The sequence below is a fragment of the Arenibacter palladensis genome (assembly GCF_900129275.1).
In the GTDB taxonomy this organism is placed as follows: domain Bacteria; phylum Bacteroidota; class Bacteroidia; order Flavobacteriales; family Flavobacteriaceae; genus Arenibacter; species Arenibacter palladensis.
In genome coordinates, this window is sequence record NZ_FQUX01000002.1 from 226958 (window position 1) to 253827 (window position 26870).

Consider the following 26870-nt stretch of genomic DNA (forward strand, 5'->3'; position numbering starts at 1 on the left):
AATTTAATGACAATGAGAAATCAACAACTTCTTTTTACAGGAGATCAAATTAGTGAAGCACATGGCAAAGTAAAATCGGGTGCAGACTTTCCTGCATACATTCAGGACCTAAAAGAATTAGGGGTTACCCATTATGAAACCTTTGTGGAGGACGGACATACGGATTATTTTGGCTACAATGGCCACAAAATAACATCTGCCCCTAAGTACTCAAACTTACCCATTACAGAAACATCAAATAAAAAACAATTTCAAACGGACTTAAAACTTCATCAGGAAGGTAAAACAGATTATCCAACTTTTTGCAAAGACTGTGCAAAATCGGGTATTAAAAAATGGGCTGTTCATATGGCCAAAATGACCTGTACATATTACGATAAAGCAGTTAATAGAATATTGGTAGAGCAAATTCCGAAATAAAACCGGTAACAACATTTTATAAAAATAAAAGCGGCTTTGGTACTTTTTCAAAGTCGCTTTTTTATATTTACGGGCAGTCCCTAAGGGTAAGGAAACAATATAAAATTTGTAACCAATCTTTTACACTCCTTGGCATCATGGATGGCCAAAACACTGTTAACCTTTATAGAAAGAGAATTAGATACTATGAAAAATGTTACTTTTTTAATTGTCGGATTATTGCTTTGTACTCTTATAGTAAATGCGCAGGATAGAAATATTGCTGTGGACACCACTGTAATAACTGCCCACACCGCAACAATTAATGGCGCTAAAATAGCATATACTGCAACAACAGGGATGCAGCCCGTTTGGGATGAATCAGGAAAACCAATCGCTACGCTTTTCTATACTTATTACAAAAAATCGACCGGCGAAAACCTTGATCGCCGTCCTTTATTAATCTCATTCAATGGAGGGCCCGGTTCAGCTTCTGTTTGGATGCATATTGCCTACACTGGTCCAAAAGTGTTGAATATCGATGACGAAGGATACCCCGTTCAACCTTACGGGGTTCGTGAAAACCCCAATTCCATTTTGGATGTTGCGGACATAGTCTATGTAAATCCAGTAAATACAGGGTATTCCAGAACAATTCCAGCCAGCGGGGATGAAGTAAAAAGAGATAAGTTTTTTGGGATAAATGCAGACATACAATATTTGGCCGAATGGTTGAACACCTTCATTACCCGAAATGAACGATGGACTTCCCCTAAATATATTATTGGAGAAAGTTATGGTGGTACTAGAGTAGCAGGACTGGCATTGGAATTACAGGAAAAGCAATGGATGTATCTCAACGGTGTAATAATGGTTTCTCCTGCAGATTATAAGGTATTTAAATCTGACAGCCCAATTTCATCATCTTTTAATCTGCCGTATTTTACTGCTGCCGCATGGTACCATAAAGCTCTTCCGGTTACCCTACAACAAAAGGACCTATTGGATATATTGCCCGAAGCCGAAGAATTTACTCTAAACACCTTAATGCCAGCATTGGCCAGGGGAGGTTCTCTACCTATAGCCGAAAAACAAAAAATAGCGGCAAAGATGGCCTACTACTCAGGCCTTTCTGAAAAATCCATATTGCAGCACAATCTAGATGTACCTACAAATTTTTTCTGGAAAGAATTGTTACGGGATAAAACTGGCAACACTATCGGTAGATTGGATTCACGCTATTTGGGTCTGGATAGGGCAGAGGCTGGCACAGAGCCCGATTACAATGCGGAACTTACCTCATGGTTGCACTCCTTTACACCGGCCATCAATTTTTACATTCGGGAGAACTTAAAATTCAAAACCGACATAAAATACAATATGTTTGGAGCTGTACACCCTTGGGACGATAAAAACAATAATACCAGGGAGAATTTAAGAAAAGCAATGGCCGTTAACCCATATCTGAATGTGCTGTTTCAGACAGGCTATTTTGATGGTGCTACCACATATTTCACCTCTAAATATACCATGTGGCAAATAGACCCAAGCGGAAAAATGAAAGATCGTTTAAGTTTTAAAGGGTATAGAAGTGGACATATGATGTATTTACGTAAGGCAGATCTAAAAACCGCCAATGATGATATAAGGGAGTTTATCAAAAAAAGTTTGCCAAATGGGCAATCGGCTAAATATTAATTACACGTTTTTTGGGCAGAAATCAGTACCTATGATAATAGCGTTACACAAGCATAAGACTCTTATACTATCAACGATAAATCGGTTTAACGATTTGTTGACCAATGGTTTGGGCTAGTCCTAAAAATTCACTGCACTTCGGTGTTGTGTCCAAGTAAGACTAACTTAGACAAAAATGGAAACCATAACAATCTGGCTCTTGTTATGGTTTCCTTACGCCTATTAGAAATAAACTTCCGAGGCTCCGGAAAACAAAAAACCCTCAACTTTCGTTGTGGGTTTCCTTTTGCGGAGATATTGGCATTACAACCTTTAACGTTTCCCAATATCGCATAAAATAAAAACTGGTTAGTTATTACTCTAACAAAGCATTGTAAGGGTGCTTGTAGATTCGTAACTGCCGCAACACGGGGCTTTAAACTACGCTATTTTCCTTAATGTCCATTTATTTATTCCAATAGGGAAGTTTTGCCAATTAAGGGGGATTTCTTGCCTAACCTTCGTCCTATCCCTTCTCATAAATTTGCTCTTTAATCTTAAATATTTAATTATGAAAAAAGTAGAAAACAAGAAGGATTATGATAATTTAATAGCCCAGAAAAAACCCGTGTTGTTGGATTTTTACGCAGACTGGTGTCCTCCATGTCAGGCACTATTACCTATCGTCGAAAAACTCTCAGAAGAGTATAAAGGAAGTGTTGAAATTCAAAAAGTAAATATCGATGAAAACAAGGAATTAGCGTCACAATTTCAAGTGAGAAGTATTCCCGCATTATTCTTTATCAAGAATGAAGAAATAGTAGATCGAGTAATTGGATTAACCTCTGATAGTGTATTAAGGGAAAAATTAACGAAAATCATTAATTAAAAGCAAGTTATATGAAGAAAGTTAGCCATTTGAAATTATTGTTATTAGGAGTATTGAATCTAAAAGAGGAAATAATACATGATTCCAATGATACTAAGAAGTATTGTGATGGACAGGCACATCATGATTTTTATTGTCCAGACAAAATGTCCTATGTTTTAGTAGATTAACGTAGATGAGAATATAGATTAGAATCCGATAATATTTAAATCAGAGTTGGGTAAGGAGTTGTTTAGAGACACAATTCCTTACTCAAATATAAATCAGTTTTCAATATTCCATACCTGTATTTGGTATTAGGCCAGTAGTTCCAATACGTTGGAATTAGTTGGTTTGTAGAGTTAAGTTATTAAGACTTTATATATGCAATGCAAATGTGGTTCTTTGGTCCACTTATAGATATTAGAAAGACTTTAGAATCAATTTTAATTTGTGCCAGAATGAACATGGAATTCATAAAACACAGGAAATAAAAAATAGTCCAATATAAATTTGGGTTTTAGTGGGCAATAAAAAAATGTGGTTCGAAACATAGAGGTCATCTACTTTTATTTTCAAACCACATTTTGCATAATAAAACTATTGTCTAATAAGAACCTTGTTTGGAAAATAATATATTGGTTTAAGTAAAGAACATAATTCTAACCTAAATTGATCTTATATAGATTTACAATTGAAATAAATTTAAAAAACAATTAGGGTAAGAATTATACCTACTATTTTCCCTATATCTTAATGCGAATTCTTTTATTTGTTAAGCAACTGTTCAAGTTCTTGTGTGGTAAAAACTTTGCTGGAAACCATTTTGTAATTGGTCTGGGCGGCCTGGTTCCCGTCCAAGCCAGGTAATTTGGCAGAACCTGTGGCATCGCCCACCACTGCTACCTCAAAACCAGCCTCGATAAGGTCCCTCATATGGGATTCGGCACAAAGGTTCCCGGACATCCCGGCCAAGATCACCTTGTCTATTTTTTGCTTCCTTAACTGCAGGGCCAGATCATTGGACTCGGGACCAAATACCTTATGGGGACTTGTAACAACCACCCTATCCTTTTTGATGTATTTTTTATACCTTGGAAGCCAGTCCGCTCCAGACCCCTCGAAACCCTTTACGTTCAACTGGTCCCCACGGTCGAACATGGAAATGTTGTGCATCAACTTTTCCAAGGCACCCTCGAACTTCCATAAATGGTCGTGCACATAATAATAATGTGGGGAGATAAAAACGGGGATATCGTGTTTTTCACCAAGTTTAAAAATTGTTTCCAAATTTTCAATGGTATTGTTCTCCTTTACGCTTTCTCCCACGGCTCCCCAAGCCACTCCCTGAGGGCTCAAAAAATCGTTCTGTGGATCCGTAATTACAATTGCCGTATTCCCGTCGATCACAAAACCAGGTTCCGGTAGTTGGGCAATTAAGTCATTGAATGACGTTATTAAAAACGCTAGTAATAAAATTGATTTAAAAAATGTAGTTTGCATAATATATGTATTAAAGATTAAAATGTATTTGTATTTGAAATGAAGAGCATATCAATCGCTACTACTAATTAATAAGTTGACGTTCTCACGGGTATTATACGCTCGTACTATATAAATAACCCTGTGTCATCGCAAACTTCCTGCATGTCAGCAAGGTTTTCATAAGGTTTTTCTTTTTCACAATCATCCGAAATCACAATCTTTGTCTTTTGCTTGTTGGCCATTTTTAATAGTAATTTTATGTTGTTTTTTAAGTTCATGGTATTTATTTTTTTATGATTAAGTTGCTGTGTACAGCATTTTGTACCCTTTTACTTTGTTAATTGGTTTTCTATTATCAAATTGAGGTAAGTCGTATTTGATATATCTTTAAAAAGTGTATTAAAAAGTTCATGCGGATAACATGCCAATTTGATAGGCTTTTCTAAATTTTAATGGGGGTACGCCAAAATTTGTTTTGAATAATTGGGAGAAGTGACTTGGATTATCGCATCCAACACCCATTCCTATTTGGATAATACTTTCTTCTGTTGAAATGAGAAGTTTTTTTGCTTGTTCCAATTTTAGCCTCATTATGAATTGGTGGGGAGTTTCTCCAGTTGTTTTTTTGAACACTCTTATAAAATGGTGTATGCTCAATCGGGCCACTTTAGCTAATTCAGAGGTAAGAATTGGACGATCTATATGTTTTATAACATAATGTTGTATTTTCTGAATAATAAAAGGCGTCAATCCCATTTGTAAGTTACAACTTATCTCTTTCTGCAAATAGTACCTTTTTACCAATAGGTCTGCCATGGTAGCAATCATATTTTCCAGATAGGACTTATCTTCATTTGGACATAATAGTAGTTCCTGTACCAGATAGAGGGCAAGTTGATTGCTTAAGGGACTATCCAGAATAGGTAAAGGTTGGAAATTCTCGGTTTCCATTTCAGGTGTCATCGATCCAAAAACACCGTTATACGAACCCAACACTAGAGGAGTATTAGGCTTGAAATTGGGCATAGGATGCAAAGTATAGATAAATTGGTATTTCTCACCGGACACCGATGCTTCCTTTGATTTTTGCCCATCTTTTATTATAAATAGGATAATTGGGTATTTGTGTACAAGATTTTTGATAGATTTCCTGTCTAATATTCCCTGGTGGATATGGCTTACGTATTTCATGATTTCTTTTTTTGACGGTTTGCAAATTGTTTTTGAAACGTCCCATAGTACCGGTTTGTTGGAAACGTTTCGATGAGTCTTTAGGTTTGTTCACTAGTTTTTTAGACTTGTGTTTTAACCTGTGCTATTAAGGTGTATCCTGCAGGTTCCACAAATAGTACAATTCAAAAGTAATACGCTCCCTACCGCTTACCTAGCCACTTTTTCCCAGTGAAGATGATTTTCTTCCCAAAGTGCGGGCAAAGGTTGAATTTTGTCATTTTGATAGTTTTCTATGCTCGTATTTGTCGTTTTTTCAGGTCTTAAATCTAGTTGGCCTACTAACATTCTTCTTAACGTAGCCGTTTAGCTTCTTATCGTTCCAGTCAATTAAACAGAAATTAGTAAATTGTATTCCAAATAGATAGCTCATGGAACCGATCAGGATTAAAGGTGTAGACCTTAAATTTAGTTTGTCTTCGGACATGTGTCAGATAGAGGAGACTACAGCTGCAGAAATCCAAACGGTATTGATTCATAACTTAGTTAAAACTTCCTTTTTTAAAAGTGTAGGGATAAGGGAATTGGTTTCTATGTGTCCCGAACGGGTAATTTACAATGTGCCTTTGCCAGCCAGGAAATTTCCCCATGCTCCTAAAACGAAAAACGAATTTATAGATTATCTCAATCGAGCCATAGTTCTTACAAAAGCGATGCTTGCGGTTCACCAAGCCAAATATTGTTTTGGCATTCTTAGTGACGACCGTATTATGATCGATCGTAACGGAGAGCTAATTGTTCTTGGTCTTTCACTACTCCAAAAGGAATATTTGAAAAATGATTTAGCTAAATACCAAGATCATTATTTTCATTTTCTTGCTCCCGAATATAGCAAGCGAAGTAATGTAAAACCAGACCACCGGGCCGACTTTTATGGTTTGGGGGTACTACTTCATTATTGGCTTACAGGAGAGCATTTTATAAAAGCAAGTGATAAGCAGGAAGTTTTTTATAAGCACTTAACGGAACCTTATCAAGCGGGAGAAGGTGACGCTGCCTGGAAGCATACAGGTATATATTCCATAATTGGGGGGCTTTTGGAAAAAAAACTAGCCGATCGGTACCAATCTGCGCATGGAATTTTGAAGGATTTGACTAATCTACAATTTCGGCTTAGTAAAGGAGAATTTAAGAACATTTCCAAATTGAGTACTACCTACAACCCAGGGGTAATTAATGTTTCCCAGATACTTCTTGAAAGGGAAGATGCGCTCCAAAAGTTGCTGGAAAAATATTATGAGGTGCGTGAAGGGGCATCTGCTGTGGTATTCGTGGAGGGTTCATCTGGTGTAGGTAAAACACGTTTGGGCAAAGCCTTTGAATCTACCATAGCGGAAAAGGACGTACTTTTTTCAATGGGAGGGTTCGATCAGGCCCACTCCACACCATATCGTGCCATCCAACGGGCTTTCCAAAATGTTGCGCAAAGAATTTTACTTAAGTCGGGCCGAAGTCATTCCGAAATCCGGGATATCTTAATTTCCGGACTGAAATCAGATTTGTCTGTCCTGTTCGAATTAATACCCGACTTAAAGGAACTTACAGGAAGTATCCCGCCACCGGAGGAACTTGGACCATTGGAAACAGGGGATCGCTTTATGAACTGCTTCGCCCGTTATTGCCGCACCTTGGATGGTATTGGGTTAAAGCGCGTCGTCTTTTTAGACGATGTTCATTGGTGTGATCCTTCGTCAATAAAACTGTTGGAGTATATGGCATTAGCTCCAATATCACGTGTAATGTTTGTACTTGCCTACAATCCGGATGGTATGTCCAAGAATCACGATTTAAGGCAGTTTCAACGTAGACTACAAAATGCCAATAAATTCCTTCCGATCATTCGTTTGCAGCCTTTGAGCCAAGATGCCACACAACAAATAGTGGTAGATTCCTTATCCGAAGTTAATGGATATATCGGTAATCTTGCGAGGGTAGTTTATAAAAAAACAAATGGGAATCCGTATTACATTCAACATTTTCTTCAATCACTTCAGGATGACAACGTGTTGACCTACGATAATGTCGGACACTGCTGGCAATACAATTTGGAAAGGGTGAAACGGCAGGAAGTGGCAGAAAACGTGGTGGCCGTATATGCAAAGCAATTACTTACGCAATCCTATCAGGCCCAAATTTTACTAAAGGTGGCGGCTTATAACAACGGTCGGTTTGATGTTCCTCTGTTGGCCTCTGTCTGTAATTTTCCAGAATCGATCGTAGTTCTTTTTTTGGAATTATCGACCGAGGCCGGCCAGCTTTCAAGGACGGATGGCGGCAATGTTTCATACGCCTTTAACCATAAAGGAATACAACAGGCGGCCTTAAACCTGAAAATACCAGGTTTTGATATTACGCATGAAGCTTTGCACTACGCCTTGGCCATGTACCATCTAAAAAAGGAAAAATTTGATGATTCCATTGTGTTGAATCAATGTATGGAACATTTGCTTCAGTCCCGCAGTCTGTTGAAACGGGAAACCGTCGTCCGCACACTTGGCTACATATTGCAAGCCGGGCAATTGGCCAACGACTCCAATTCACCGGTAACGGCGCGAAAGTATTTGGATTTTGCGCTGGAATTGCAGGAAAAATTCAATTTGGACACCTTGGCCTTTGAGGTGCTATTTGGACTCGCAAAGGCCTATTATCTTATGAAATCCATGGACGAAGGGAAGGCATACGCAAAACGTGCCCTGGAAGCTGCTTCGTCCATTAAGCAGCGTTACGAGGTGTATCTTTTGAATATGAAGTTCTATGAGGCCTATTCGCGATACGATGATAACACGGAAGAAGGTTTATGCGCTCTCCAGGTATTGGATGCCCCATTGGGAAAGGCAGATGACGACATGGAACTTTCTGAAATCATTGACCAGGAGTATGAGAAATTTCGGAATGTTATACCCGAGTGCCTCCAAGGTTTTAGGAATATAGACAATGTCCCTCCTGAAATACATCGCTATACCATGGTTGTTCTTATAAATATGTGTACCTCTGCCCATCGCTCCAATCAAGACTTGTATGCTTTGATTCTACTTAGGCTAGGAAACTTAATGTTTCAGTATGGGTCAATTGATTCGGCACCCTTTGCTCTAATTCATTTAGGTTCCCTGCTTTGTTATAGATACGGGGCATATGCCAAAGGTTTGGAATTGGGTGATTTGGGGTTGAAAATGTTGAGTGCCACTGTCTCTCATAAGTTTTATACACGAACATTGTCCGTATACCAAATTTCAATGAGTCCCTTCCGGGAAACGTTCAAGGTACTGGAGAAGGAGTTGGATGAAGGAACAGCGTATTGTATTGAACGGGGTGATGCTCAAGGAGCAAACAATCTAATGTATGCTAAAATTCGGAACCAATTGTTGTATGGTGCAGAAATCAATGGATTTCTTAGTTTGTGTGATGAATCCCGGGACACATTGGGACTAAATTCCCATAAAGGTTTTACTGCCCAGGTATGTTTGCTAAAGACCATAGGACTTATGCTGGGAGGGTACAGTTCAAAACTTTATGCCCAGGACAAGAAAAAGGCATTACTATATATGGAAGAATGCAATTGCCAAGCCTCATTGGCAAGTTACCATGTACTTGTGGGGTGGGTGTATTGTTTAAGGGGAAACTATGAAAAGGCGGACCAATATTATGAAAAACATGGGGCTATTTTGCAATACGCTACCTCAGAACCACAGTTTTTTAGATACCGCATCCTGCAGTCAGTTTGTGAACTAATGTTAATGGAAAGTCCCGATGAAAAGGTCTTGGACCGCGTTGCATCTAGGCAGCAATACCTAAAGAATTGGGCAGAAACCTCACCCGATAATTTTTGGGCAGAGTATCGGATGGTAGAACTCATAATGGCATGTAAATTGGGAGATTTTCATAACTTATCCGAAAAGATCGAGGAGGCTCTTAAATTTACAGAAAACAGTAATCATGTAGCTGCAAGGGCTTTATTGACAGATGTCCTGCAAAGGGCTTTGCCCACGGAACGCTTTGGATTTTTTAAGAAGGCTCTGAAGAATGAAGCTGTTGGGGTATTTGCATCGTGGGGGGTGAAACTCGAGAACATGGAAGATGAGAAACTTCCTCACTTGACTTCGGAAATTTATAGCAGTCAGGCACTTGGCTTTGATTTCCAAAGCCTAATAAAAGCTACTCAGGCGATTTCCGCACAAGTTAATCAGGACGAACTTGTTCAATACCTTTTACAGGTTGTAATGGAGAATGCAGGGGCAGATAAGGGCGCATTGGTTTTGCTTAATGATTCCGAACCCATTGTAGCTGCTATGATTGATTTGGCCGATACTTCCAATGAATCATTTTCGGCTTGTAGATTAAGTAGATCTACATCTTTGCCAATTAGTTTGATCGAACATGTGATTTTAAGCAAAAAGGAATTGTGTATAGACGATCTAGCTGAGTACTATATTAGCTCGGAATTTTCTGGGGCCAATACAAAGGGTTCCTTATTACTATTACCTCTAATTAAGCAGAACGACCTAATTGGAGTGTTATATATTTCCAATAGCCAAATGACAGGGATGTTTACCGAAGGAGGACTGGAAGTGTTGAGGGTAATAGCCTCCCAAGCGGCCATCTCGATTGCCAATTCCATTTTGTATGAACAAGCCATAAAATTAAACCAGGAGTTGGCTACTTCCCAAAAAGAATTGGCAAAACTCAACCAGGCTCTTGAAGGGAAGATTAAGGAACGTACGCAGCATCTACGACATGAAATAGAGATGAGGAAGGAAGCTGAGCGAGACCTTATTTTTGCCAAGGACGATGCGGACAATGCCAATAGGGCAAAATCACAGTTCCTTGCGAATATGAGCCATGAAATACGAACCCCTCTCAATGCCATAGTAGGATTTGCACAAATTTTGGCTAACCAGAGTAAATCCCTTGATTTAACGTATTCCTTTCGTCGTTACCTAAGTAATATTTATCAAAGTGCTGAATCACTTTCCGAAATAATCCAGGATATTCTGGATCTGTCCAAGATAGAGGCAGGTAAAATGGCAATCTCTCTCGAGGATATGGATCTTAGGCAATTGTTCATGTCTGTTTACCGTATTCAGAATAGTCTTGCCAAAGCCAAGGAAGTGAAAGTGGTTTACGACCTGGCTCCGGGTACCCCACGTTATATAAACTCGGATAGGAGCAAAATCAAACAAATCTTGATGAACATTATTGGTAATGCCATTAAATTCACCCCTCCCACAAAATGTGTGAGGCTTAACCTGCATGTTGAAGAGGGTTTTTTGGTATTTAAGGTTTCAGATCAGGGGATTGGCATCCCTTCCTCGGATTTGGAAAGGATTTTTGAGCCTTTTACCCAAGCCGATGCAGGAACAGATAGAAAATATGGAGGGACCGGTCTTGGACTGGCCATAACCAAGAGCTTGATTGAAATACTAAAAGGGAGTTTAAGTGTGGAAAGTGAGGAGGGAAAGGGAACTTGCTTTACCATACGTATCCCTTATGACTTAGCTTCCTCCTGCCAAGCTGAGTATCCTGAAATATTGTTTGCCAATTACCGGGTGCCTTTAAGCAGAAAGATTTTGGTGGTAGAGGACCATTCCTTGAATCAAGAGATGATTCGTGCGCTTTTTGCCGAACTGGGATCGGAAATCCTTGTGGCAAGTAACGGGAAGGAGGGCATTTCTATTGCAAGACGCTTTAATCCGGATATTATTTTTATGGATATCCATATGCCTAAGATAGACGGATTTGAAACGTTGGTAAAAATACGTAGGTTTAATCCTAAGGTACCAATAATAGGATTGTCCGCTGATGCCTTCAAAGAACATCAAGATGCGGCACTTAAGGCAGGTTTTTCGGCATACCTTACCAAGCCTATCAAATTGGGGCAATTGGTAGAACTACTTAAACGTTACCTGCCAGAAACTGGACAGCCTTCAAATAGGGTAGAGGTGCTGAACGAAAAACTATTGGAGCAGAAAATCAGTGCCCTCGAGACCATAAGAAGCCTGCCAATTTTCGAAACCGAAAAGTTGGTAGCGGTAGCAGGTACTTTGAGTGATATTCTACCACCAAATGTGTATAGTGAATTGGAGGATGCCATTTACACGGGTGATGATTTGGCACTACAGGAATTTTTAACTAATGCTTTAGATGCAAGATAGTGCCTCTATTCTTATTGTGGACGACAATCGCCAGGTTCTGGAACAGGTCAATCACGTTCTGGCAGACGCTGGGTATAATATTTCCTTTATCCCTAAGGGGCAGTTCCTCTTCCAGCGGCTTTCCAGCCAACAATTTGACCTGGTGCTCCTGGATGTTAACCTTCCAGGGCTTAATGGCTATGAGTTATTGAGGCAGATTAGAACAAACCCCAAATACAAGACACTTCCAGTAATTATTATTAGCGCGGAAGAAGGCGATGAAACGCTTTCCAAATGTTTCGATTTAGGGGCGAACGACTATATCAGAAAACCAATATATCATGAGATACTAAAGGCTCGGGTAAGATCGGTGATATCTGCATCGCGGTTCCATCAAAACGAAATAAATAGTCGACGACAGGAGGCCCTAAGAGCGCGTATGAAAATGTTATCTTCCCAAATGAATCCTCATTTTATTTTCAATTCACTTTCCTCCATTCAGGAATTCGTCTTGGCAAACGAAACAGAAAAGGTGCTGGACTTTCTCTCCGAATTTGCCGGTCTAATGCGGCAAAATCTAGAAAACTCCATGGTCTCGCATATTACGCTGTCAAATGAAATTCAGTTTTTGAATACCTATTTAAAACTTGAAAAAGCTCGGTTTAATCATATATTTACCTATGAGGTCCGAATAAAGGTTACTACCCCGGAAAATTTAATGATTCCACCCATGCTTATCCAGCCTTATCTGGAAAATGCCATCATTCACGGGTTGCGCAAATCGACCAAACCTGGTCACCTCATTCTAGAAATTGTCGAAACCAAGAACTTGATCTGCTGTACAATTCAGGACAATGGAATAGGAAGGACAAAGGCTTCAACAATCAAAGGACAACATCATAGATCCGTTGCCATGTCAAATATTGAAGCGCGGCTAGAGCTATTGAAGATGGAATTTGGAGGTGATGAATTCAGTGTTTCAGTGACAGATTTATGGAACGGAGAGGAGCCCGCAGGCACTGTAGTAAAACTATCGTTGCCCAATGATCTACATTAATCTTTTGAGAAGTTCCTCTTTTTTTCTAATCGATACGTCCACATGTGACCCATCTGTTAAGATCAGGTAACCACCTTTACCCTTGACATATTTTTTGATATGATCCAGATTCACCATATGTGATTTATGTACCCTGAAAAAATTACAAGATTCCAACAATGGTTCAAAGTCTCCCAAAGGTTTTGAGACCATTATCTTCTTGCCGTTAACAAGATAGAAATTAGAATAAACGTGATTGGCCTCTACATGTAGTAATTGATTGGCTTCCACGAAATCGATCCCCTCAGATGAGCGCAGAGCGATTTTAGTGAATTTTCTATCCTGTATACGCATATTATCCTTGAGTACTTGGTATTCACCTTCACGGGAAGGAGCCTGTTTGGCCAATATTTTACCGGCACGTTCCACCGATTGTTTCAATTCTTGGATGTTTATTGGCTTTAAGAGATAATCCAAAGCTGCATATTTAATAGCGTTAATCGCATATAGATCATGTGCTGTAGTGAAGATTACCTCAAAGGGAGGTTCTTCAAAATAATCAAAAAGAGTAAATCCGTTCCCATCAGGCATTTCTATGTCCAGAAAGACTAGCTCTGGCTTCTCCACCTTGATTAGGGAAACAGCTTCGTTAATAGAAAAGGCATGACCGATCAAACTTACATTGGGACAAAACGTTACCAACATCTTTCCCAATATATCATGATGCCTTTGTTCATCATCTACTAAAATTGCTCGAATTTGAACGGTCATTGCATTTGAAATTACAATTAAACGCCTAAATATATAGATTTTAACATAAATATCTTTATTTTGCATTCATAATCAAATGTTTACAGATGCTTTTGGGTATAGGTAGTTTAGCACCGGATTTCGAGGCTGTAACAACGGAAGGGGAGATTTGTTTCCACCGATGGCTTGGAGATTCATGGGGTTTACTGTTTTCCCATCCAGAGGACTATACACCTGTATGTACAACTGAACTAGGGGTGGTAGCGCAATTGGAAATGGAATTTTCCAAACGGGATGTGAAAGCCATAGCTTTAAGTGTGGACAGCTTGGATTCCCACCTGGGTTGGAAAGAGGATATTGAAAATTCCATGAATGTATCTGTCCGTTTCCCGATCATTGCAGATGAGGACGGGACAATTGCTAAGCTATATGGAATGATTCATGAAGGCGTCTCCAGTAAACATACAGTTCGTTCCGTTTTTATAATTGGTCCACATAAAGACATACAACTTCAACTTACCTATCCCATGGCTATAGGTAGAAATTTCGATGAAATTTTGCGTGCTGTCGATGCCCTTCAATTACACGCCGAACACCAAGTACTAACCCCTGCAAATTGGAAGCCTAAGGAGGATATATTGATGGATCCAAAAATAACGTCAAATACAGTTCATTCTACCTATCCAAAATACAAAATCCAGGGCGTTCCATATCTTAAATTTTCAGAGGATCCCTCCGTGGAAAAATAATTTTCCATTTCAATCCGCATTATTTAGGGCCACATTACTTCTATTTATTCATTACCCATCCAAATCACTAATAATGCAAGGTCGTCATGTGGCGATAGCCTATACTGCAATTAATTCCTGACAACAACCCGATAAAAAGACGTCTATTGCATTCCATTAAAATCAGGTCATAATCTTCTAAAAAAATATAACTCCTTCAATACCAGTATTTAATTTTCCTTTATGCCCAATTGAATTTAACTTCCTCAATTGGCCTAGCCACTTCTATTTGTAAATGCTAAACATATAATAAGCAAATTGGAAACATTATGGCAAATAAGAAAAAATATGGGACTCATAGTTATGGGAATTTTACAATATCAATAAACAAAAACTAAACATTTATATAAAAAGGAACTATTATGAATTCTACCGAAAAAGCAAATCAAGGAAAAAAATCAGCACAGTTACCAATATCGGGATTTGAAATAGACCGACATACGGCTTTCGTAATTGTGGATCCTCAAAATGACTTTTTGAGCACAAATGGCGTTGCATGGGGTGCTGTTGGAGAAAGTGTAACTGAAAATAATACAATAGAAAATATTGAAACCTTGTTTCGACTGGCAGCAGAAAATGGAATACATGTTTTTGTCTCTCCGCATTATTACTATGAACACGACCATGGATGGCAGTTTGAGGGTACCCTGGAAAAGTTGATGCACCATATAAAAATGTTCGATAGGGGAGATCAGTTAAACGTTGAAGGCTTTGAGGACTCGGGTGCAGATTGGCTAGAAAGATATAAGCCTTATATAAATGATAAAGAAAGGGTCACCGTTGTAAGTCCACATAAGGTATTTGGACCTGAAAACAACGATTTAGTTCTGCAATTACGCAAACAAAAGATAGACAAGATAATACTTGCAGGAATGTCCGGCAATCTATGTGTAGAATCTCACATGAGAGAACTTTTGGAATGTGGATTCGAAGTGGCAGTAGTTGGTGATGCCACAGGTTCTGCCAAGCTTCCAAATCTTGATGGTGACCAAGCGGCCCAAACCAATTTTGTGATGATGGCAAGCGAGGTTTATACGACGAGTCTATTAGAAATAGTGCTGGAATCTCGAAAGATTCTCTCAGAGGAATAGTAAAAGAATTTTTGGGTGGACACATTTTTACGATAACATCTTATTGGTGTTGATTAGTTTGGTTTGGAAGGGAGGTAATTTTAATTATACCTCCCTTCTTTTAAAAGATAAAATATGGAATTTAATTGCGATTTGTGGTATCTTTTTCCTGTTTCTATAGCTGTATCAACTACTGCCATGGCATCAGGTGTTGGAGGAGCACTGTTTTTTTCACCTCTATTTATGTTTGTTCTGGGCTTAGAAGCTCAAGTTGCAATAGGAACGGCACTTTTGACGGAATTGTTTGGCTTCACCTCTGGGGTTATAGCTTATTTTAGAAGTAGATTAATTGATTTCAAATTAGGACTGGATATATTAAAATACTCTATACCGGCAGCTATAATTGGATCCTTAATTTCACCACTCGTGCCTGCTGGTTTTCTTAAGATTATTTTTGGGATAGGGGTTGCGTATATCGGAATTCAGATCTTAAGGGCACATTATAAAGATGTCTCCTCGTCACATCAGGCAATTAAGGACGATAGATATACTAATAGCACTTTTCTTGTTGATCGCTGGCAGCGGAAATTCCAATATACCTATTGTAATAAACCTACGGCCAGATTCTTTGGGTTCCTTGGAGGAATATTTGTTGGATTTATCTCAGTGGGATTGGGTGAATTAATAGACTATCATCTAGTTACGCGTTGCAATATTCCAACACCAATAGCAGTGGCAACAGCAGTATTTACAGTAGTATTGACTGTATTGATTGCTTCCACAGGTCATTTTTATCAATTCTTTTTTCACGCTCCAATAGGCGTTTTATCAGAAATTACAGGCGTCATATTATTTACAATACCAGGTGTTCTCATAGGTGGGCAATTGGGTCCTCGATTACAAAAAGTGCTTCCAGAAACCTATCTAAGATTAGGGTTGTCTGTTTTGTTTATGCTGATAGGCTTGTTGATGCTCGGGGTTCAACTCGTACATACCAAGATATAGCAATTTTAATAAAATCAGGCAATTACCAAAAAAAATACCAGTCATAAATTCATGATTTTTATAATAAATATTGTAACCGTTTCATTCGGGAGATTTTATAAAATATTTCAAATCAGGAAGGTATTTTCTTTCCTAAAAACCATGAAATTATGTTTTCAGATAGCAATATAAATCGCTTACCATTAGTGTTCAAGACTGATGCCGGCAAAAACTATTTTCAGTTCCACTTAAATGGCCAACTGGCTTCACTTGAATACTACATGAAAGAGAAGAGTAAAATAGTTTTAACCAGACTTGAAATATCCAAATATCTCAACCAGGTTGAGGTTGGCAGCGCTCTGATCGAACGGGTGTTGGAATATGTATATCAAGCAGATTTCAAGGTCGTTCCAATAGACCTAGAGGTAAAAAAATATCTCAAAAAAAACTCCCGTTACCAAAAATTGGTGGCTTATGACGGCCCATCAAACCGCCATACCAAGCCAGTGGCTTAAAATAAACAATAAAAAATTAATAACTAATAATATGGAAGCAATAACAAATTCAAATCGATTGGAACCTCAAATGTGGTCCGTTCGACACAAGGATTATCTTTCCACAATGGCTCGCCGTAAACTTCCGAGTGACTTGGTTGAGGATATTGTACAAGATACTTTTCTGGCAGCCTTAAAGGCCGCACCACGTTTTAGAGGGCACTCTAGTGAACGTGTTTGGCTTACCGCAATTTTGAACAACAAGATCACGGACCATTATCGTAAGGCCAACACTCAACAAGGTAAACTTTGGCAAACCGCCATACGTCTTTCCGATTACCCGACCTGGTGGGACCTAAAAAGCCCATCCAACAGCCGGGATGACAATGATGTAATGAAATTTATTTATGCGAGTGAGTTGGATACGGTGCTAAATTCTGGCCTTGAGCTATTGTGCAAACAGGAACGAAAAGTTCTTAGCATGAAAATTAAAGGGTGCAGCACCGAGGAAATATGTAGTGCATTGGATATAAGCAAGTTAAATAGTTGGGTAGCATTGAGCCGTGCACGTAAGAAGATGAGACTTTACCTCAATAGTAATTGGTATGATGTTGCTTAAATCAATTCCATGAAACATTTTTGGCTAGACATACAATTGATCTTATGCCGTATGGGCATAGCCTGCCTAGACTTATATAGGCAGTATATGTATAAATATCGGGAAAATACTGAACAAAAAATACAGAATTATGAGTGACCAAAAATTGCCTATACCTCCCTTTACAGAGGAATCGGCCAAAATTAAAATAAAACTGGCAGAAGATGCTTGGAACAGTCAAGATCCCATTGCAGTTTCCTTAGCCTATACGGTAGATAGCGAATGGCGAAACCGTTCACAATTCATTACAGGTCGTGTCGAAATTCAGAAATTCCTGAAGGATAAATGGCAAAATGAACTTGACTACCAGTTAAAAAAGGAATATTGGGCACATTCCGATAATAGAATTGCCGTGCGGTTTGAGTATGAGTATCGAAATAAATCCGGCCAATGGTTTAGGGCTTATGGCAATGAGAATTGGGAATTCAATGAAAATGGACTGATGCGTAAGCGATACGCAAGTATTAATGATTTACCTATACAGGAAAACGATCGCCATTTGTAGGATATAGACCTAATGGAAATAGCATGTTCCAAATTAAGGCGGGACTCTTGTAGAAGTTTCGTACCTGTACGGGAATAGCAATTTTCAGACATCCTGCAAAGATTACTAAAATACCCCATCTTCCATCAGGCTAATTTTGAAACTAATCTATAAATATTAATTACAAATTTTAAAAACAAATATTATGAATGCAACGAATTACAAGTGGCTATTAACCTTAACCTGTTCACTGATCCTTGGGATAGGTTCACTCATGGCTCAGTCACACAGTTACAGCACCGATGACAGCATGATTGCACTTAATGGCTACAGCTCGGTATCCTATATTGAAGATGGTAAGGCGCAATTGGGAAAGAAAGAGTACAAGGCCACCTATGATGGGCTTACCTATTACTTTATTAATAAACAGCAATTGGAAAAGTTTAAGGCAAATCCAGCCAAATACAAACCACAATATGGGGGCTGGTGTGCGTTTGCAGTTTCTTTAGGAGGAAAATTCCGCCCAGAACCCAAAAGTTTTCGCGTTATTGATGGAAAGCTATATCTGTTTACCATTAATGTAGAAGGGGACTTTGTTAAGGTTTGGGAAAAAGAAGGCAAGGAGAAGCACATTGCACAAGCCAACAAGAACTGGGAAAATATGGCAAAGTTCAAAACTTTTACTCCTTGATGATTATTAAGTCATAAAATACTACAAGAGCCGCTTCAACTGACATCACATCTCCTCTCTCCGATCAAATCCAGTAAAGCGGCTTTTACATGCAATCAAAGATCCTATTTAAATACCAAGCCCATGTTTCGAAAAATCAATTTGCTTTTAATCTCAATGTTTGTTTTGTTGGCTGAAGGTGAGGTCTTCAGCCAAGGGATGAAGTCTATAAATTCCACTTTGGATGCAGACCTCCGACATGATTTTTATTTTCTGGGAAACTCGGGAATAGGGGATCCAAAACAATTGGATGAGGTAATTGGAGGGCTTTACAAAAACGCGGAGCATAGTCCAGGTACAGTTATATTTTTGGGAAACAGTGTTCCACTTAATAATCGTCGTCTGAATAAACACGGTGTGAATATAGGTATACCTACTGGTAAAATCTTAAACCAAACTAAAGGCTTGTTTAAGAAAGGTTTCAGTGTGCACTATCTCCCAGGAGTTTCAGAGTGGAGTTTTGGATTGAATGGATTTAAGCACCTTCAGCAAGAGCTAGAGCAAGAATTATCAAGCAAAGAAATATTCCTGCCCCGTCATGGGTGCCCCATTGAGAAGCGGAAGGTGAACACGAAGGTTGATTTATTGTTGATCGATTCGTATTGGGCCATGATGAGTTGGGATACAATGCCAGGAATAAATTCCGGATGTGAAATCCAATCACGAGAGGATTTTTACATTGAAATAGAAGATGAAATAGTCAAAAGTCAGGGAAAAACCCTGATTGTTGGCATGCACCACCCATTGGTCAGTTTAGGGCCAAATGGGAGTCCTAGGGGATTTGGGCTTAACCCCAACAGTCTCAATGACCCTGATTACCGATATTTTAGGGAACGCGTGGGCACCATAGCCAAACAATGGCCTAACGTAATTTTCGTTGCGGCCCATGAACAAAGCCTTCAGGTACAGTTTATGGATCAATCCCCAATGTTTGTGAGTGGATCTGCTAGTAGGGTCACGAAGGTACGTAGGTCAAATTCAGATGAAGATTTTGCTCTGGCCTCTCCTGGATTTCTACGTGTTTCAGTATATGGCAACGGAACTGTATGGGCAGAATTTTTCGCCAAAGACAATGGCTTTGCCAAACCTGTATACAAACAGGAAATTCAATCAGGGTATGAACAACAGAATCTAACAACCGAGATCTTTTCGGATTCCCTTGTAAGGACATCGATATACGCACATAAACCCTTGGTCGATAATACCATTAATAGAACCATGTTTGGCAGCAACTATATGCAGGATTATATTACTTCAATAGGCGTAAGGGCAGTTAATCTAGATACCTTGAAGGGAGGGTTGAAGGTTATACGAAAAGGAGGAGGACACCAAACCCAGTCCCTCCGTTTAATGGATAAACAAGAACGGCAATATACCCTAAGGTCATTGGAAAAGAACGCCTTACGTTTTGTTCAACACTTTATCTATAAGACACATTACCTGAGTCCGGAATACCAGGAAACCTATTTGCTCCGGATGCTTCAAGAATATTGGACCACCGCTAACCCATATGGGGTTTTAACCATTGCGGAGTTATCGGACGCCTTGGCCATACTACACCCTTCCCCATCCCTTTATTTCGTTCCAAGTCAGCCAGCATTGGGCAAGTTTAATGAAGATTTTGGGAATAAGTTATATTATTTTGAAGAACATCTTTCGGATGGACATGGAGATGTGGAGAAGCTTGGATATAGCGATGAAATCATAAGTAGTTTTAAGTTGTTAAAAAAACTCAAAAGTCGGAATCGGGTGACCATTGACAAATCACTGTACATTCGGAACCGTATATTTGATAATTTAATAGGGGACTGGGATCGGCATGCAGATCAATGGCGGTGGGCCCGCTATAGAAAAGCCGATGGATTGGATTACTATCGTCCTATTCCGCGTGATAGGGATCAGGCCTATTCCAACTTTGAAGGGATAGTTTTAAGGACATTGACCCTTCTTGCCCCTCCACTTCGTTTCATGCAAAAATACGGTTCGGACTATAAGCACATAAAGTGGTTCAACGATGCTGGAGACGACTTGGATCTGGCTGTATTGGACGCTCACAATCTGGAGGATTGGCTAAGGGAAGCCTTATTTATTAAACAACATTTGACCGATACGGTAATATCAAGAGCATTTGACCAACTGCCAAAAGAAGTGGACGAGACCAGAGCAGAAAAGGTGAAGCTGACTTTGAAGATGCGAATTGAAAAAGTAGAGTCACTAGCCGTAGAACTTTATAATAACCTCTCCCGAAATGTTCTCATTACCGGAACAAAAGGTAACGACACCTTTGCCATTGTGCGTAATGCGGACGGTTCGGTGTTTATAAAGGGCAATAGTAAAGACGAAAAAGGACGGCAACCCTTTTGGCAGCAGACCTATGATCCAAAAGTGACCCGTGAAATCTGGGTTTATGGTCTAGAAGGGGAGGATCTGTTTGAAATATCAGGATCTGGTAAAGGCAACATAATGGTCCGGATTATTGGAGGCAATGGTCAGGATTCTTATAAGGCAACAAATAAACGAGGGTTACGTATATACGACTATCTTTCCGAACCCAATAGCATACAAGGATCCGTGAGACGGAAACTTTCAGATCGTTATGACCTAAATACCTATCATTTCAAAAAACATCCACGTACAATTGGATTTACAAGCCCCATACTTGCCTATGAAAGGGATAATAAGTTAACCCTTGGCTTTCAGTACAGTGCCACATATCGGTCCTTGTACAGAGAACCCTTTACCTCTCATCATAAGTTTAGCACACGCTATTTTTCGGGAACATCTGGGGCTGCCTTGGACTATTCGGGTGAATTTACCGAGGTTCTACCAAAACTAAATTTTGGAATCGACGCTGGCTACTCCAGCCCCAATCATATTCTAAATTTCTTTGGTTTTGGCAATCAATCCATAAATCCTGAGGAACAATTAGGAGTGGAATATAATCAGGTCAGAATTCGACGCGTTCATCTAGAACCTAAACTAATACGGCAAGGATTCAAAAACAGTAAACTATCCTTGTCAGCCATCTACGACTATTATAAAGTAGAACGTTCTCCAAGGCGTTTTATCTCTAACGGAACCATTTCCGAAGAACTATTTGGAGGAAACCATTTCTTTGGGGCAGCAGCGAATTACTACTATGAAAATTTTGATAGCGCCCTGCAACCCCGATTAGGATTAGGTTATGGGATTACAGTAGGTTTTACGGTGAATCCGGACACTAAGTTAGGGTATAGTTATCTAATACCTGAGTTACAGATTACTAATAAGTTGGACATAAACGGCCGTTGGGTATTGGCCACCAAATTAAAAGGGCAACTTATAGGTAACGATCATTTTGCTTTTTATCAGGCAGCCACCCTGGGAGGCTTTGAAGGGTTGAGGGGTTTCCGGCAGCAACGCTTTGCCGGGAAAAGTGCAATTTACCAAACTACGGATCTACGTATTGCCATTGGACAATTAAACCAAGGTATTTTGCCTACTGCTATTACCCTATATGGCGGCTTTGATTATGGGAGGGTTTGGCACCCTAAGGAACGCTCGAACCATTGGCATACTTCCTCCGGAGGGGGAGCATATATTAACCTGATGGGGTTTTTGACCGGGAATATTGCTTATTTTAATTCCATCGAGGGAGGGCGATTGGTGGTGGGTCTATCCGTGCCTTTCTAGTGAAATATTCTTATAGCTATCAACCAAAGTGGGCTAATGAAGGGATATACTCGGCGCTAATTGTCTTTTTGCAATTGGTATGATTTATCCCATAATGATAATTTTTAGGAACTATACTATAACACTGTTTCTAACATATAGACTTTGAGTTAGCTGGGCTAGTGCGGTATATTTCATATGTATATAAATGATTTTCTCTTATGTGATCGGATGCGAGAGGTTTATCCGGGAATTGTAAACTTTCCCTTATTGATTACTATTTTTGGAACTCCAGTTACATTGGTACCACGAAATTGCAAGCCTTGGTAAGAATGAGTGAAAAACATATAGAGTAAGCCCCTATTGCAAACCCATATTCTTTTGCAACAGAGGTTTCCTATAAATTTCTATTAAGCTCACTGGAACTGGGCACTTCACCTTTGGCTCCATTGGATTGTTTATCCAAGGATTTTTATATATAGGTAGGAGTAACTTCTAGTTCTATCATGGTTTGCAATTTTTTGGGGTCGTAACTATTAACCCTACTGTAGCTTAAACTTATAACATAAAATTGTTCTAAAGGCTTGGTTAAATGTTTTAGAAGCAATTATTATCTACCCTTAAAGTCATGTTTGTTTCGAACCAATAATGGATGTTTTCTATAAATTCTCGATCAATCGAATCATTTGATGGGTAAATCCCCATTCATTGTCATACCACGCCATAACCTTTAAAAGGTCACCATCCACGACCCTGGTCATATTAAGGTCCACTATAGCCGCATAGGGACTACCGATGATATCGGATGATACCAAAGCTTCCCGGGTAGTTGAAAGTACTTCTTTGTAACGCTCTCCGTTGGATTCCAATTCCAGTATTTCATTAATTTCATTAGTGGTCACTGGGCGTTTTGTAACGAAGGTCATATCTGATATGGAACCTACCTTTACAGGAACCCGTACTGCAACCCCATCAAACTTGCCAACAAATTCTGGAAGCGCCTTGGTAGTGGCAATGGCTGCCCCCGTACTGGTGGGTACCAAGTTATCAGACGCAGCTCTTCCCATCCGGAGATTTTTTGGTGATGCATTGTCCATAAGACTTTGAGAGGCCGTATAGGCATGAATGGTTGTCATTATGGCCTTTTGGATGCCCACGGTACGCCCCAGTAATTCAACAATAGGACTGATGTTGTTTGTGGTACAGCTGGCACATGAATAAATGTGGGTTTTCCCCACTGAAAAATTTACACCGTGCACGACGGTGGGAGCATCTTGGCTTTTGGTAGGTGCAGAAATTACAACGGTCCTGGCTCCGGCTTGCAAATGCAATGCAGCATCTTCAGATTGAGTGAAAACACCAGTACTTTCGATAACTACATCAATATCATTTTCCTTCCACGGAAGGTCCTTAGGATTTCTTTCACTGTAATAGTGAATCTTTTGACCATCCACTATTAAGGAATTTTCAGAAAACGAAACATCTTTATGGTAAGGGCCATAGGTGGAATCATATCTGAGCAGATAGGCAAGGTTTTCTATAGGTAGAATGTCGTTTACTGCCACTAGGTCCAAATCTTTTGAGTCCAAGATTACTTTGAGGGAGGCCCTGCCAATTCGGCCCATCCCGTTAATAGCTACTTTTTTCATTTTTATATTTATTTAGTTCTTAATTCAATTCTTTTTTGCATGTTGGCTGTAGCACTGTGTCACGGTGATTATTTTCGGATATATTCTTTATACCATGTTCTGCAGACAATTCAAGGACACCGCCTTGGCCTCTAATAAAAATTAGATCACCTCTGTGTACCCAAAGTCCGATAAAGTTCAGGAGGCTATCAACCCCATTATTTCTATGTTCAGGTCTAGCTTCCCTATATGTTTGCGATTGTCCTACAAGGATAAGCCAAGAGAAACTATAATGCCTATGAGTTTCGGAAAGGTCTTTTAACCTCTACCTTTTTCCTAAGAGCCCGGATTTATCTAGCGCCACATTGGTGCTCTTGCAATTTCACCAAGGGGTGACAGGCTAAATCTAAAGGCTTTCATTTATCTATTTCTATTTCCATTTGCCTGTTGAGTATTCCTTTCCCACCGGCCATTAAACTTTTTATTTCTTCATTTTCAATTCGCAATTCGACGATAATCAAACTTGGTGAAGGTTCTTTCATATATTTTCCTTGTTGAATTTGAAATTTTTTTTGCTTAATGTCCAAAATGTCAAATAGATAACATCCGAGTGGTCCAGCTGCCATGCCTGTTCCCGATTCTTCCAGTATTCCATAACGTGGACCAAACATCCTAGTAGTAGCGTCATACTCCGTATTGGTAGAAAACACGTAATACCCAATTAAATCGAATTCATCACTAATTAGGCTTATCAATTCAAAATCAGGGGTTAAATTTTTCAGAATTTCATTGTTTTTAATAGGAACTAGTATAAATGAATTTCCCGTATTTACTATTTGTATGGGAGCATTGGATATAAGGTCGGTCTTTTTTAATCCCAAGGATTTTAGAATTAAAGTTTCCTTATGACTTACGTCTGTATATTTTGGAGCCAATTGTTCCATAAATGCCAAATCCCCAATTATTTCTATTTGCCGTTTTCCATCAATGGTTTCTTTTGAAGAACTGTCATTTTTTAGAGAACCTATTTGTTTTAAATATGAAAATGTGGCTACCGTAGCGTGTCCACAATGTGCTATTTGTTTATTTGGTGTAAAGAAGTCCAATTTAAAATCTTCAGTTTTAGATTTTGAAACAAAAGCGGTTTCTGACAAACCTACTTTTTTGGCAATCTCAAGCTTGTTTTCATTGGACAAAGCATCTGCGTTTAGGACAACACCTGCTGGGTTTCCACCTTTTCCGTTTTCTGCAAAAGCGTTAAGGATTTGTACGGTAACTGTTTTTTTTGAACTATCCATTTTTATTTTTTTTATGTTATATAAGTCGGACGTTACTATTTGGAAAAAGACGTAGTTAATTTTAATTATTTATGTAATCCAGTAGTTTACCTGTTCTATCCGATTAGTTTCGAGGTATGTTTTGGTTGATCGATTTTGGTTTCAATTTTTAAAAAAACCTCTTGACGAATATCTTTTGAAGTTTGTTCATCTTTCACTTTGCTTAAAATGAAATGGTAAAGTTCTTCGTTTAGGTCAATCCAGATGGTATTAATTTCAGCGTTCATCATTTTGGTTTCTCTGTTTGTATATAACAAATGCATCCAGCAGATATTTTGCCCTATTATCAAGGTGGATGGCCTCTTTATCCAATTGCACCGATGCGATTCAAATTTGGCGTTGCACTCCATTCACTTAGTATCGATTTTGGGTTATACCTAACATTTCAATACACAATTTTAGTTAGAAATTTGTTTTTAGGGTATTATGAATAGTCAAGCCTATATGGCCATTTGGATGAAAATACTACCGCCACTATAATTATTTTTACGTAAACCTATTACTTCTTGGGAAATTCCTGGTTCAGGAAAAAATGTCCATTCACTGGCGTGGATAGTCCATTTTCTAGCCAACTATATCGTCGCAACTTTGTTTCATAGAATAAAGTCTAACATTTTAATTTAATAAAACAATGAAAAATTTATTTAAAACATTAGTAGTATTTACTGCTGGAATCAACAGTTTATTTGGCCAATTGCCAGAGCCTGGATTTGTAATAGACGGCAATACGGCAATAGTCATCACAGATCCACAGAACGATTTTTTGAGTCCCCAAGGAGTGGCATGGGGAGCTGTGGGTGAAAGTGTCAAGGAGAACAACACCATTGAAAACTTGGAAACGATTTTCAAGTTGGGGGAAAAACACGACATCCCCGTTTTCGTCTCCCCTCATTATTATTATGAGCACGACCATCAATGGAAGTTTGAGGGTACCTTGGAAAAGTTGATGCACAATATTTCCATGTTCGACCGTGGGGACCAGTTGAATGTTAAGGGTTTTGAAGGATCGGGAGCGGATTGGTTGCCCAGATATAAAAAGTATATCAAAAAGGACAGAGTGGTGGTTACGAGCCCGCATAAAGTATTTGGTCCCGAGTCCAATGATCTTGCCCTACAGCTGAGGAAACAAAAAATAGATAAAGTGATCTTGGCCGGGATGTCCGGTAATCTTTGTGCCGAATCCCATATGAGGGATCTTATCGAAGCTGGATTTGAGGTGGCCGTGGTAGGCGATGCTACGGCATCTGCCAAATTACCCGGTTTGGACGGGAACCAGGCCGCACAGACCAATTATAAAATGGTATCCAGCAAAGTTTTTTCCACACAAGAGCTCGTGAAAGAACTTGGGAATCATATGATGAAAAAGTAAGGCCACATACAATATTAGGTTGATTGTGTTTAGGGGGTTGGATATTTAGGTATCCGGCCCTTTTTTTGTTTGGCTTTTCGGTTCAAAAAGGATGTTGAACCCAA

General features: G+C 39.2%; 22 protein-coding genes. 15 read left to right on the forward strand and 7 right to left on the reverse strand.

Annotated features, from left to right (window positions below; genetic code table 11):
• The first annotated feature begins 12 nt into the window (after positions 1-12).
• From BUA60_RS06965 to BUA60_RS22995, 4 genes are all read left to right on the forward strand, one after another.
• A complete protein-coding gene (locus BUA60_RS06965) occupies positions 13-420 on the forward strand; it encodes a DUF1398 domain-containing protein (RefSeq protein ID WP_072861046.1) in 408 nt (135 codons plus the stop codon).
• Between the two features lie 186 nt (positions 421-606).
• Positions 607-2097: a S10 family peptidase gene (locus tag BUA60_RS06970; RefSeq protein ID WP_072861593.1), complete on the forward strand. Its 1491-nt coding sequence runs from the start codon at positions 607-609 to the stop codon at positions 2095-2097.
• Between the two features lie 550 nt (positions 2098-2647).
• The gene (trxA, locus tag BUA60_RS06975) at positions 2648-2965 is read left to right on the forward strand and encodes a thioredoxin (protein WP_072861047.1); all 318 of its coding nucleotides are present in this window, start codon (positions 2648-2650) and stop codon (positions 2963-2965) included.
• Positions 2966-2976: 11 nt separating this feature from the next.
• The gene (locus tag BUA60_RS22995; RefSeq protein ID WP_178346974.1) at positions 2977-3135 is read left to right on the forward strand and encodes a hypothetical protein; all 159 of its coding nucleotides are present in this window, start codon (positions 2977-2979) and stop codon (positions 3133-3135) included.
• Positions 3136-3712: 577 nt separating this feature from the next.
• Here BUA60_RS22995 and BUA60_RS06980 read toward each other — a convergent pair.
• The 3 genes from BUA60_RS06980 to BUA60_RS06985 all read right to left on the reverse strand — a co-directional run bounded on the left by BUA60_RS06980 (position 3713) and on the right by BUA60_RS06985 (position 5620).
• Positions 3713-4447 (reverse strand): cysteine hydrolase family protein, encoded by a 735-nt coding sequence (locus tag BUA60_RS06980; RefSeq protein WP_084532518.1) that lies wholly within the window; start codon positions 4445-4447, stop codon positions 3713-3715.
• Between the two features lie 107 nt (positions 4448-4554).
• Positions 4555-4707, reverse strand: a complete 153-nt coding sequence (locus BUA60_RS23000) for a hypothetical protein (protein WP_178346975.1) — start codon at positions 4705-4707, stop codon at positions 4555-4557.
• Between the two features lie 130 nt (positions 4708-4837).
• On the reverse strand, positions 4838-5620 hold the full coding sequence (locus BUA60_RS06985; RefSeq protein WP_072861048.1) for a helix-turn-helix domain-containing protein: 783 nt from the start codon (positions 5618-5620) through the stop codon (positions 4838-4840).
• A 410-nt stretch (positions 5621-6030) separates the two neighbouring features.
• Between BUA60_RS06985 and BUA60_RS06990 the strand changes: the two genes are divergently transcribed.
• On the forward strand, positions 6031-11808 hold the full coding sequence (locus tag BUA60_RS06990; RefSeq protein WP_072861049.1) for an ATP-binding protein: 5778 nt from the start codon (positions 6031-6033) through the stop codon (positions 11806-11808).
• On the forward strand, positions 11798-12844 hold the full coding sequence (locus BUA60_RS06995; protein ID WP_072861050.1) for a response regulator: 1047 nt from the start codon (positions 11798-11800) through the stop codon (positions 12842-12844). The genes BUA60_RS06990 and BUA60_RS06995 overlap by 11 nt, the downstream gene beginning before the upstream one ends.
• Here the strand turns inward: BUA60_RS06995 and BUA60_RS07000 are convergent.
• Complete coding sequence (locus tag BUA60_RS07000) at positions 12836-13660, reverse strand: LytR/AlgR family response regulator transcription factor (RefSeq protein ID WP_084532519.1); 825 nt, start codon at positions 13658-13660, stop codon at positions 12836-12838. The two genes, BUA60_RS06995 and BUA60_RS07000, sit on opposite strands and share 9 nt — an antisense overlap.
• A gap of 20 nt (positions 13661-13680) precedes the next feature.
• Here BUA60_RS07000 and BUA60_RS07005 point away from each other — a divergent pair, with 20 nt between their 5' ends.
• The 8 genes from BUA60_RS07005 (at position 13681) to BUA60_RS07040 (ending at position 22453) form a co-directional block, all read left to right on the forward strand.
• Positions 13681-14322, forward strand: coding sequence for a peroxiredoxin (locus tag BUA60_RS07005; RefSeq protein WP_072861051.1), 642 nt, complete (start codon positions 13681-13683; stop codon positions 14320-14322).
• 401 nt (positions 14323-14723) lie between these two features.
• Positions 14724-15452 (forward strand): cysteine hydrolase family protein, encoded by a 729-nt coding sequence (locus BUA60_RS07010; RefSeq protein ID WP_072861052.1) that lies wholly within the window; start codon positions 14724-14726, stop codon positions 15450-15452.
• Positions 15453-15566: 114 nt separating this feature from the next.
• Positions 15567-16436 (forward strand): sulfite exporter TauE/SafE family protein, encoded by an 870-nt coding sequence (locus BUA60_RS07015; protein WP_072861053.1) that lies wholly within the window; start codon positions 15567-15569, stop codon positions 16434-16436.
• A 149-nt stretch (positions 16437-16585) separates the two neighbouring features.
• On the forward strand, positions 16586-16930 hold the full coding sequence (locus BUA60_RS07020; protein WP_072861054.1) for an N-acetyltransferase: 345 nt from the start codon (positions 16586-16588) through the stop codon (positions 16928-16930).
• A 31-nt stretch (positions 16931-16961) separates the two neighbouring features.
• The gene (locus BUA60_RS07025; protein WP_072861055.1) at positions 16962-17528 is read left to right on the forward strand and encodes an RNA polymerase sigma factor; all 567 of its coding nucleotides are present in this window, start codon (positions 16962-16964) and stop codon (positions 17526-17528) included.
• A 130-nt stretch (positions 17529-17658) separates the two neighbouring features.
• Positions 17659-18072 carry a nuclear transport factor 2 family protein gene (locus BUA60_RS07030; RefSeq protein WP_072861056.1) on the forward strand — a complete coding sequence of 138 codons (414 nt, stop codon included), beginning with the start codon at positions 17659-17661 and terminating at the stop codon, positions 18070-18072.
• Between the two features lie 184 nt (positions 18073-18256).
• Positions 18257-18742 carry a YHS domain-containing (seleno)protein gene (locus BUA60_RS07035; RefSeq protein WP_072861057.1) on the forward strand — a complete coding sequence of 162 codons (486 nt, stop codon included), beginning with the start codon at positions 18257-18259 and terminating at the stop codon, positions 18740-18742.
• Between the two features lie 123 nt (positions 18743-18865).
• A complete protein-coding gene (locus BUA60_RS07040) occupies positions 18866-22453 on the forward strand; it encodes a ShlB/FhaC/HecB family hemolysin secretion/activation protein (protein ID WP_143153140.1) in 3588 nt (1195 codons plus the stop codon).
• A 638-nt stretch (positions 22454-23091) separates the two neighbouring features.
• Here BUA60_RS07040 and gap read toward each other — a convergent pair.
• The 3 genes from gap to BUA60_RS22835 form a co-directional block, all read right to left on the reverse strand.
• The gene (gap, locus tag BUA60_RS07045; RefSeq protein WP_072861059.1) at positions 23092-24081 is read right to left on the reverse strand and encodes a type I glyceraldehyde-3-phosphate dehydrogenase; all 990 of its coding nucleotides are present in this window, start codon (positions 24079-24081) and stop codon (positions 23092-23094) included.
• Between the two features lie 395 nt (positions 24082-24476).
• Positions 24477-25358: a PhzF family phenazine biosynthesis protein gene (locus BUA60_RS07050; RefSeq protein WP_072861060.1), complete on the reverse strand. Its 882-nt coding sequence runs from the start codon at positions 25356-25358 to the stop codon at positions 24477-24479.
• A 95-nt stretch (positions 25359-25453) separates the two neighbouring features.
• Positions 25454-25627, reverse strand: coding sequence for a hypothetical protein (locus tag BUA60_RS22835; RefSeq protein WP_178346976.1), 174 nt, complete (start codon positions 25625-25627; stop codon positions 25454-25456).
• A gap of 401 nt (positions 25628-26028) precedes the next feature.
• Between BUA60_RS22835 and BUA60_RS07060 the strand changes: the two genes are divergently transcribed.
• Positions 26029-26766, forward strand: coding sequence for a cysteine hydrolase family protein (locus BUA60_RS07060; RefSeq protein WP_072861062.1), 738 nt, complete (start codon positions 26029-26031; stop codon positions 26764-26766).
• Positions 26767-26870 lie beyond the last annotated feature (104 nt).

Coding starts and splice junctions, on each gene's coding strand:
- BUA60_RS06970 (WP_072861593.1), top strand. CDS start 607: ATGAAAAATGTTACTTTTTTAATTGTCGGATTATTGCTTTGTACTCTT.
- BUA60_RS07025 (WP_072861055.1), top strand. CDS start 16,962: ATGGAAGCAATAACAAATTCAAATCGATTGGAACCTCAAATGTGGTCC.
- BUA60_RS07010 (WP_072861052.1), top strand. CDS start 14,724: ATGAATTCTACCGAAAAAGCAAATCAAGGAAAAAAATCAGCACAGTTA.
- BUA60_RS06990 (WP_072861049.1), top strand. CDS start 6,031: ATGGAACCGATCAGGATTAAAGGTGTAGACCTTAAATTTAGTTTGTCT.
- BUA60_RS07035 (WP_072861057.1), top strand. CDS start 18,257: ATGAATGCAACGAATTACAAGTGGCTATTAACCTTAACCTGTTCACTG.
- gap (WP_072861059.1), bottom strand. CDS start 24,081: ATGAAAAAAGTAGCTATTAACGGGATGGGCCGAATTGGCAGGGCCTCC.
- BUA60_RS06980 (WP_084532518.1), bottom strand. CDS start 4,447: ATGCAAACTACATTTTTTAAATCAATTTTATTACTAGCGTTTTTAATA.
- BUA60_RS07030 (WP_072861056.1), top strand. CDS start 17,659: ATGAGTGACCAAAAATTGCCTATACCTCCCTTTACAGAGGAATCGGCC.
- BUA60_RS22835 (WP_178346976.1), bottom strand. CDS start 25,627: ATGATGAACGCTGAAATTAATACCATCTGGATTGACCTAAACGAAGAA.
- BUA60_RS06985 (WP_072861048.1), bottom strand. CDS start 5,620: ATGAAATACGTAAGCCATATCCACCAGGGAATATTAGACAGGAAATCT.
- BUA60_RS06995 (WP_072861050.1), top strand. CDS start 11,798: ATGCAAGATAGTGCCTCTATTCTTATTGTGGACGACAATCGCCAGGTT.
- BUA60_RS07040 (WP_143153140.1), top strand. CDS start 18,866: ATGTTTCGAAAAATCAATTTGCTTTTAATCTCAATGTTTGTTTTGTTG.
- BUA60_RS07020 (WP_072861054.1), top strand. CDS start 16,586: ATGTTTTCAGATAGCAATATAAATCGCTTACCATTAGTGTTCAAGACT.
- BUA60_RS07015 (WP_072861053.1), top strand. CDS start 15,567: ATGGAATTTAATTGCGATTTGTGGTATCTTTTTCCTGTTTCTATAGCT.
- BUA60_RS23000 (WP_178346975.1), bottom strand. CDS start 4,707: ATGAACTTAAAAAACAACATAAAATTACTATTAAAAATGGCCAACAAG.
- trxA (WP_072861047.1), top strand. CDS start 2,648: ATGAAAAAAGTAGAAAACAAGAAGGATTATGATAATTTAATAGCCCAG.
- BUA60_RS07050 (WP_072861060.1), bottom strand. CDS start 25,358: ATGGATAGTTCAAAAAAAACAGTTACCGTACAAATCCTTAACGCTTTT.
- BUA60_RS06965 (WP_072861046.1), top strand. CDS start 13: ATGAGAAATCAACAACTTCTTTTTACAGGAGATCAAATTAGTGAAGCA.
- BUA60_RS07005 (WP_072861051.1), top strand. CDS start 13,681: ATGCTTTTGGGTATAGGTAGTTTAGCACCGGATTTCGAGGCTGTAACA.
- BUA60_RS07000 (WP_084532519.1), bottom strand. CDS start 13,660: ATGCAAAATAAAGATATTTATGTTAAAATCTATATATTTAGGCGTTTA.
- BUA60_RS07060 (WP_072861062.1), top strand. CDS start 26,029: ATGAAAAATTTATTTAAAACATTAGTAGTATTTACTGCTGGAATCAAC.
- BUA60_RS22995 (WP_178346974.1), top strand. CDS start 2,977: ATGAAGAAAGTTAGCCATTTGAAATTATTGTTATTAGGAGTATTGAAT.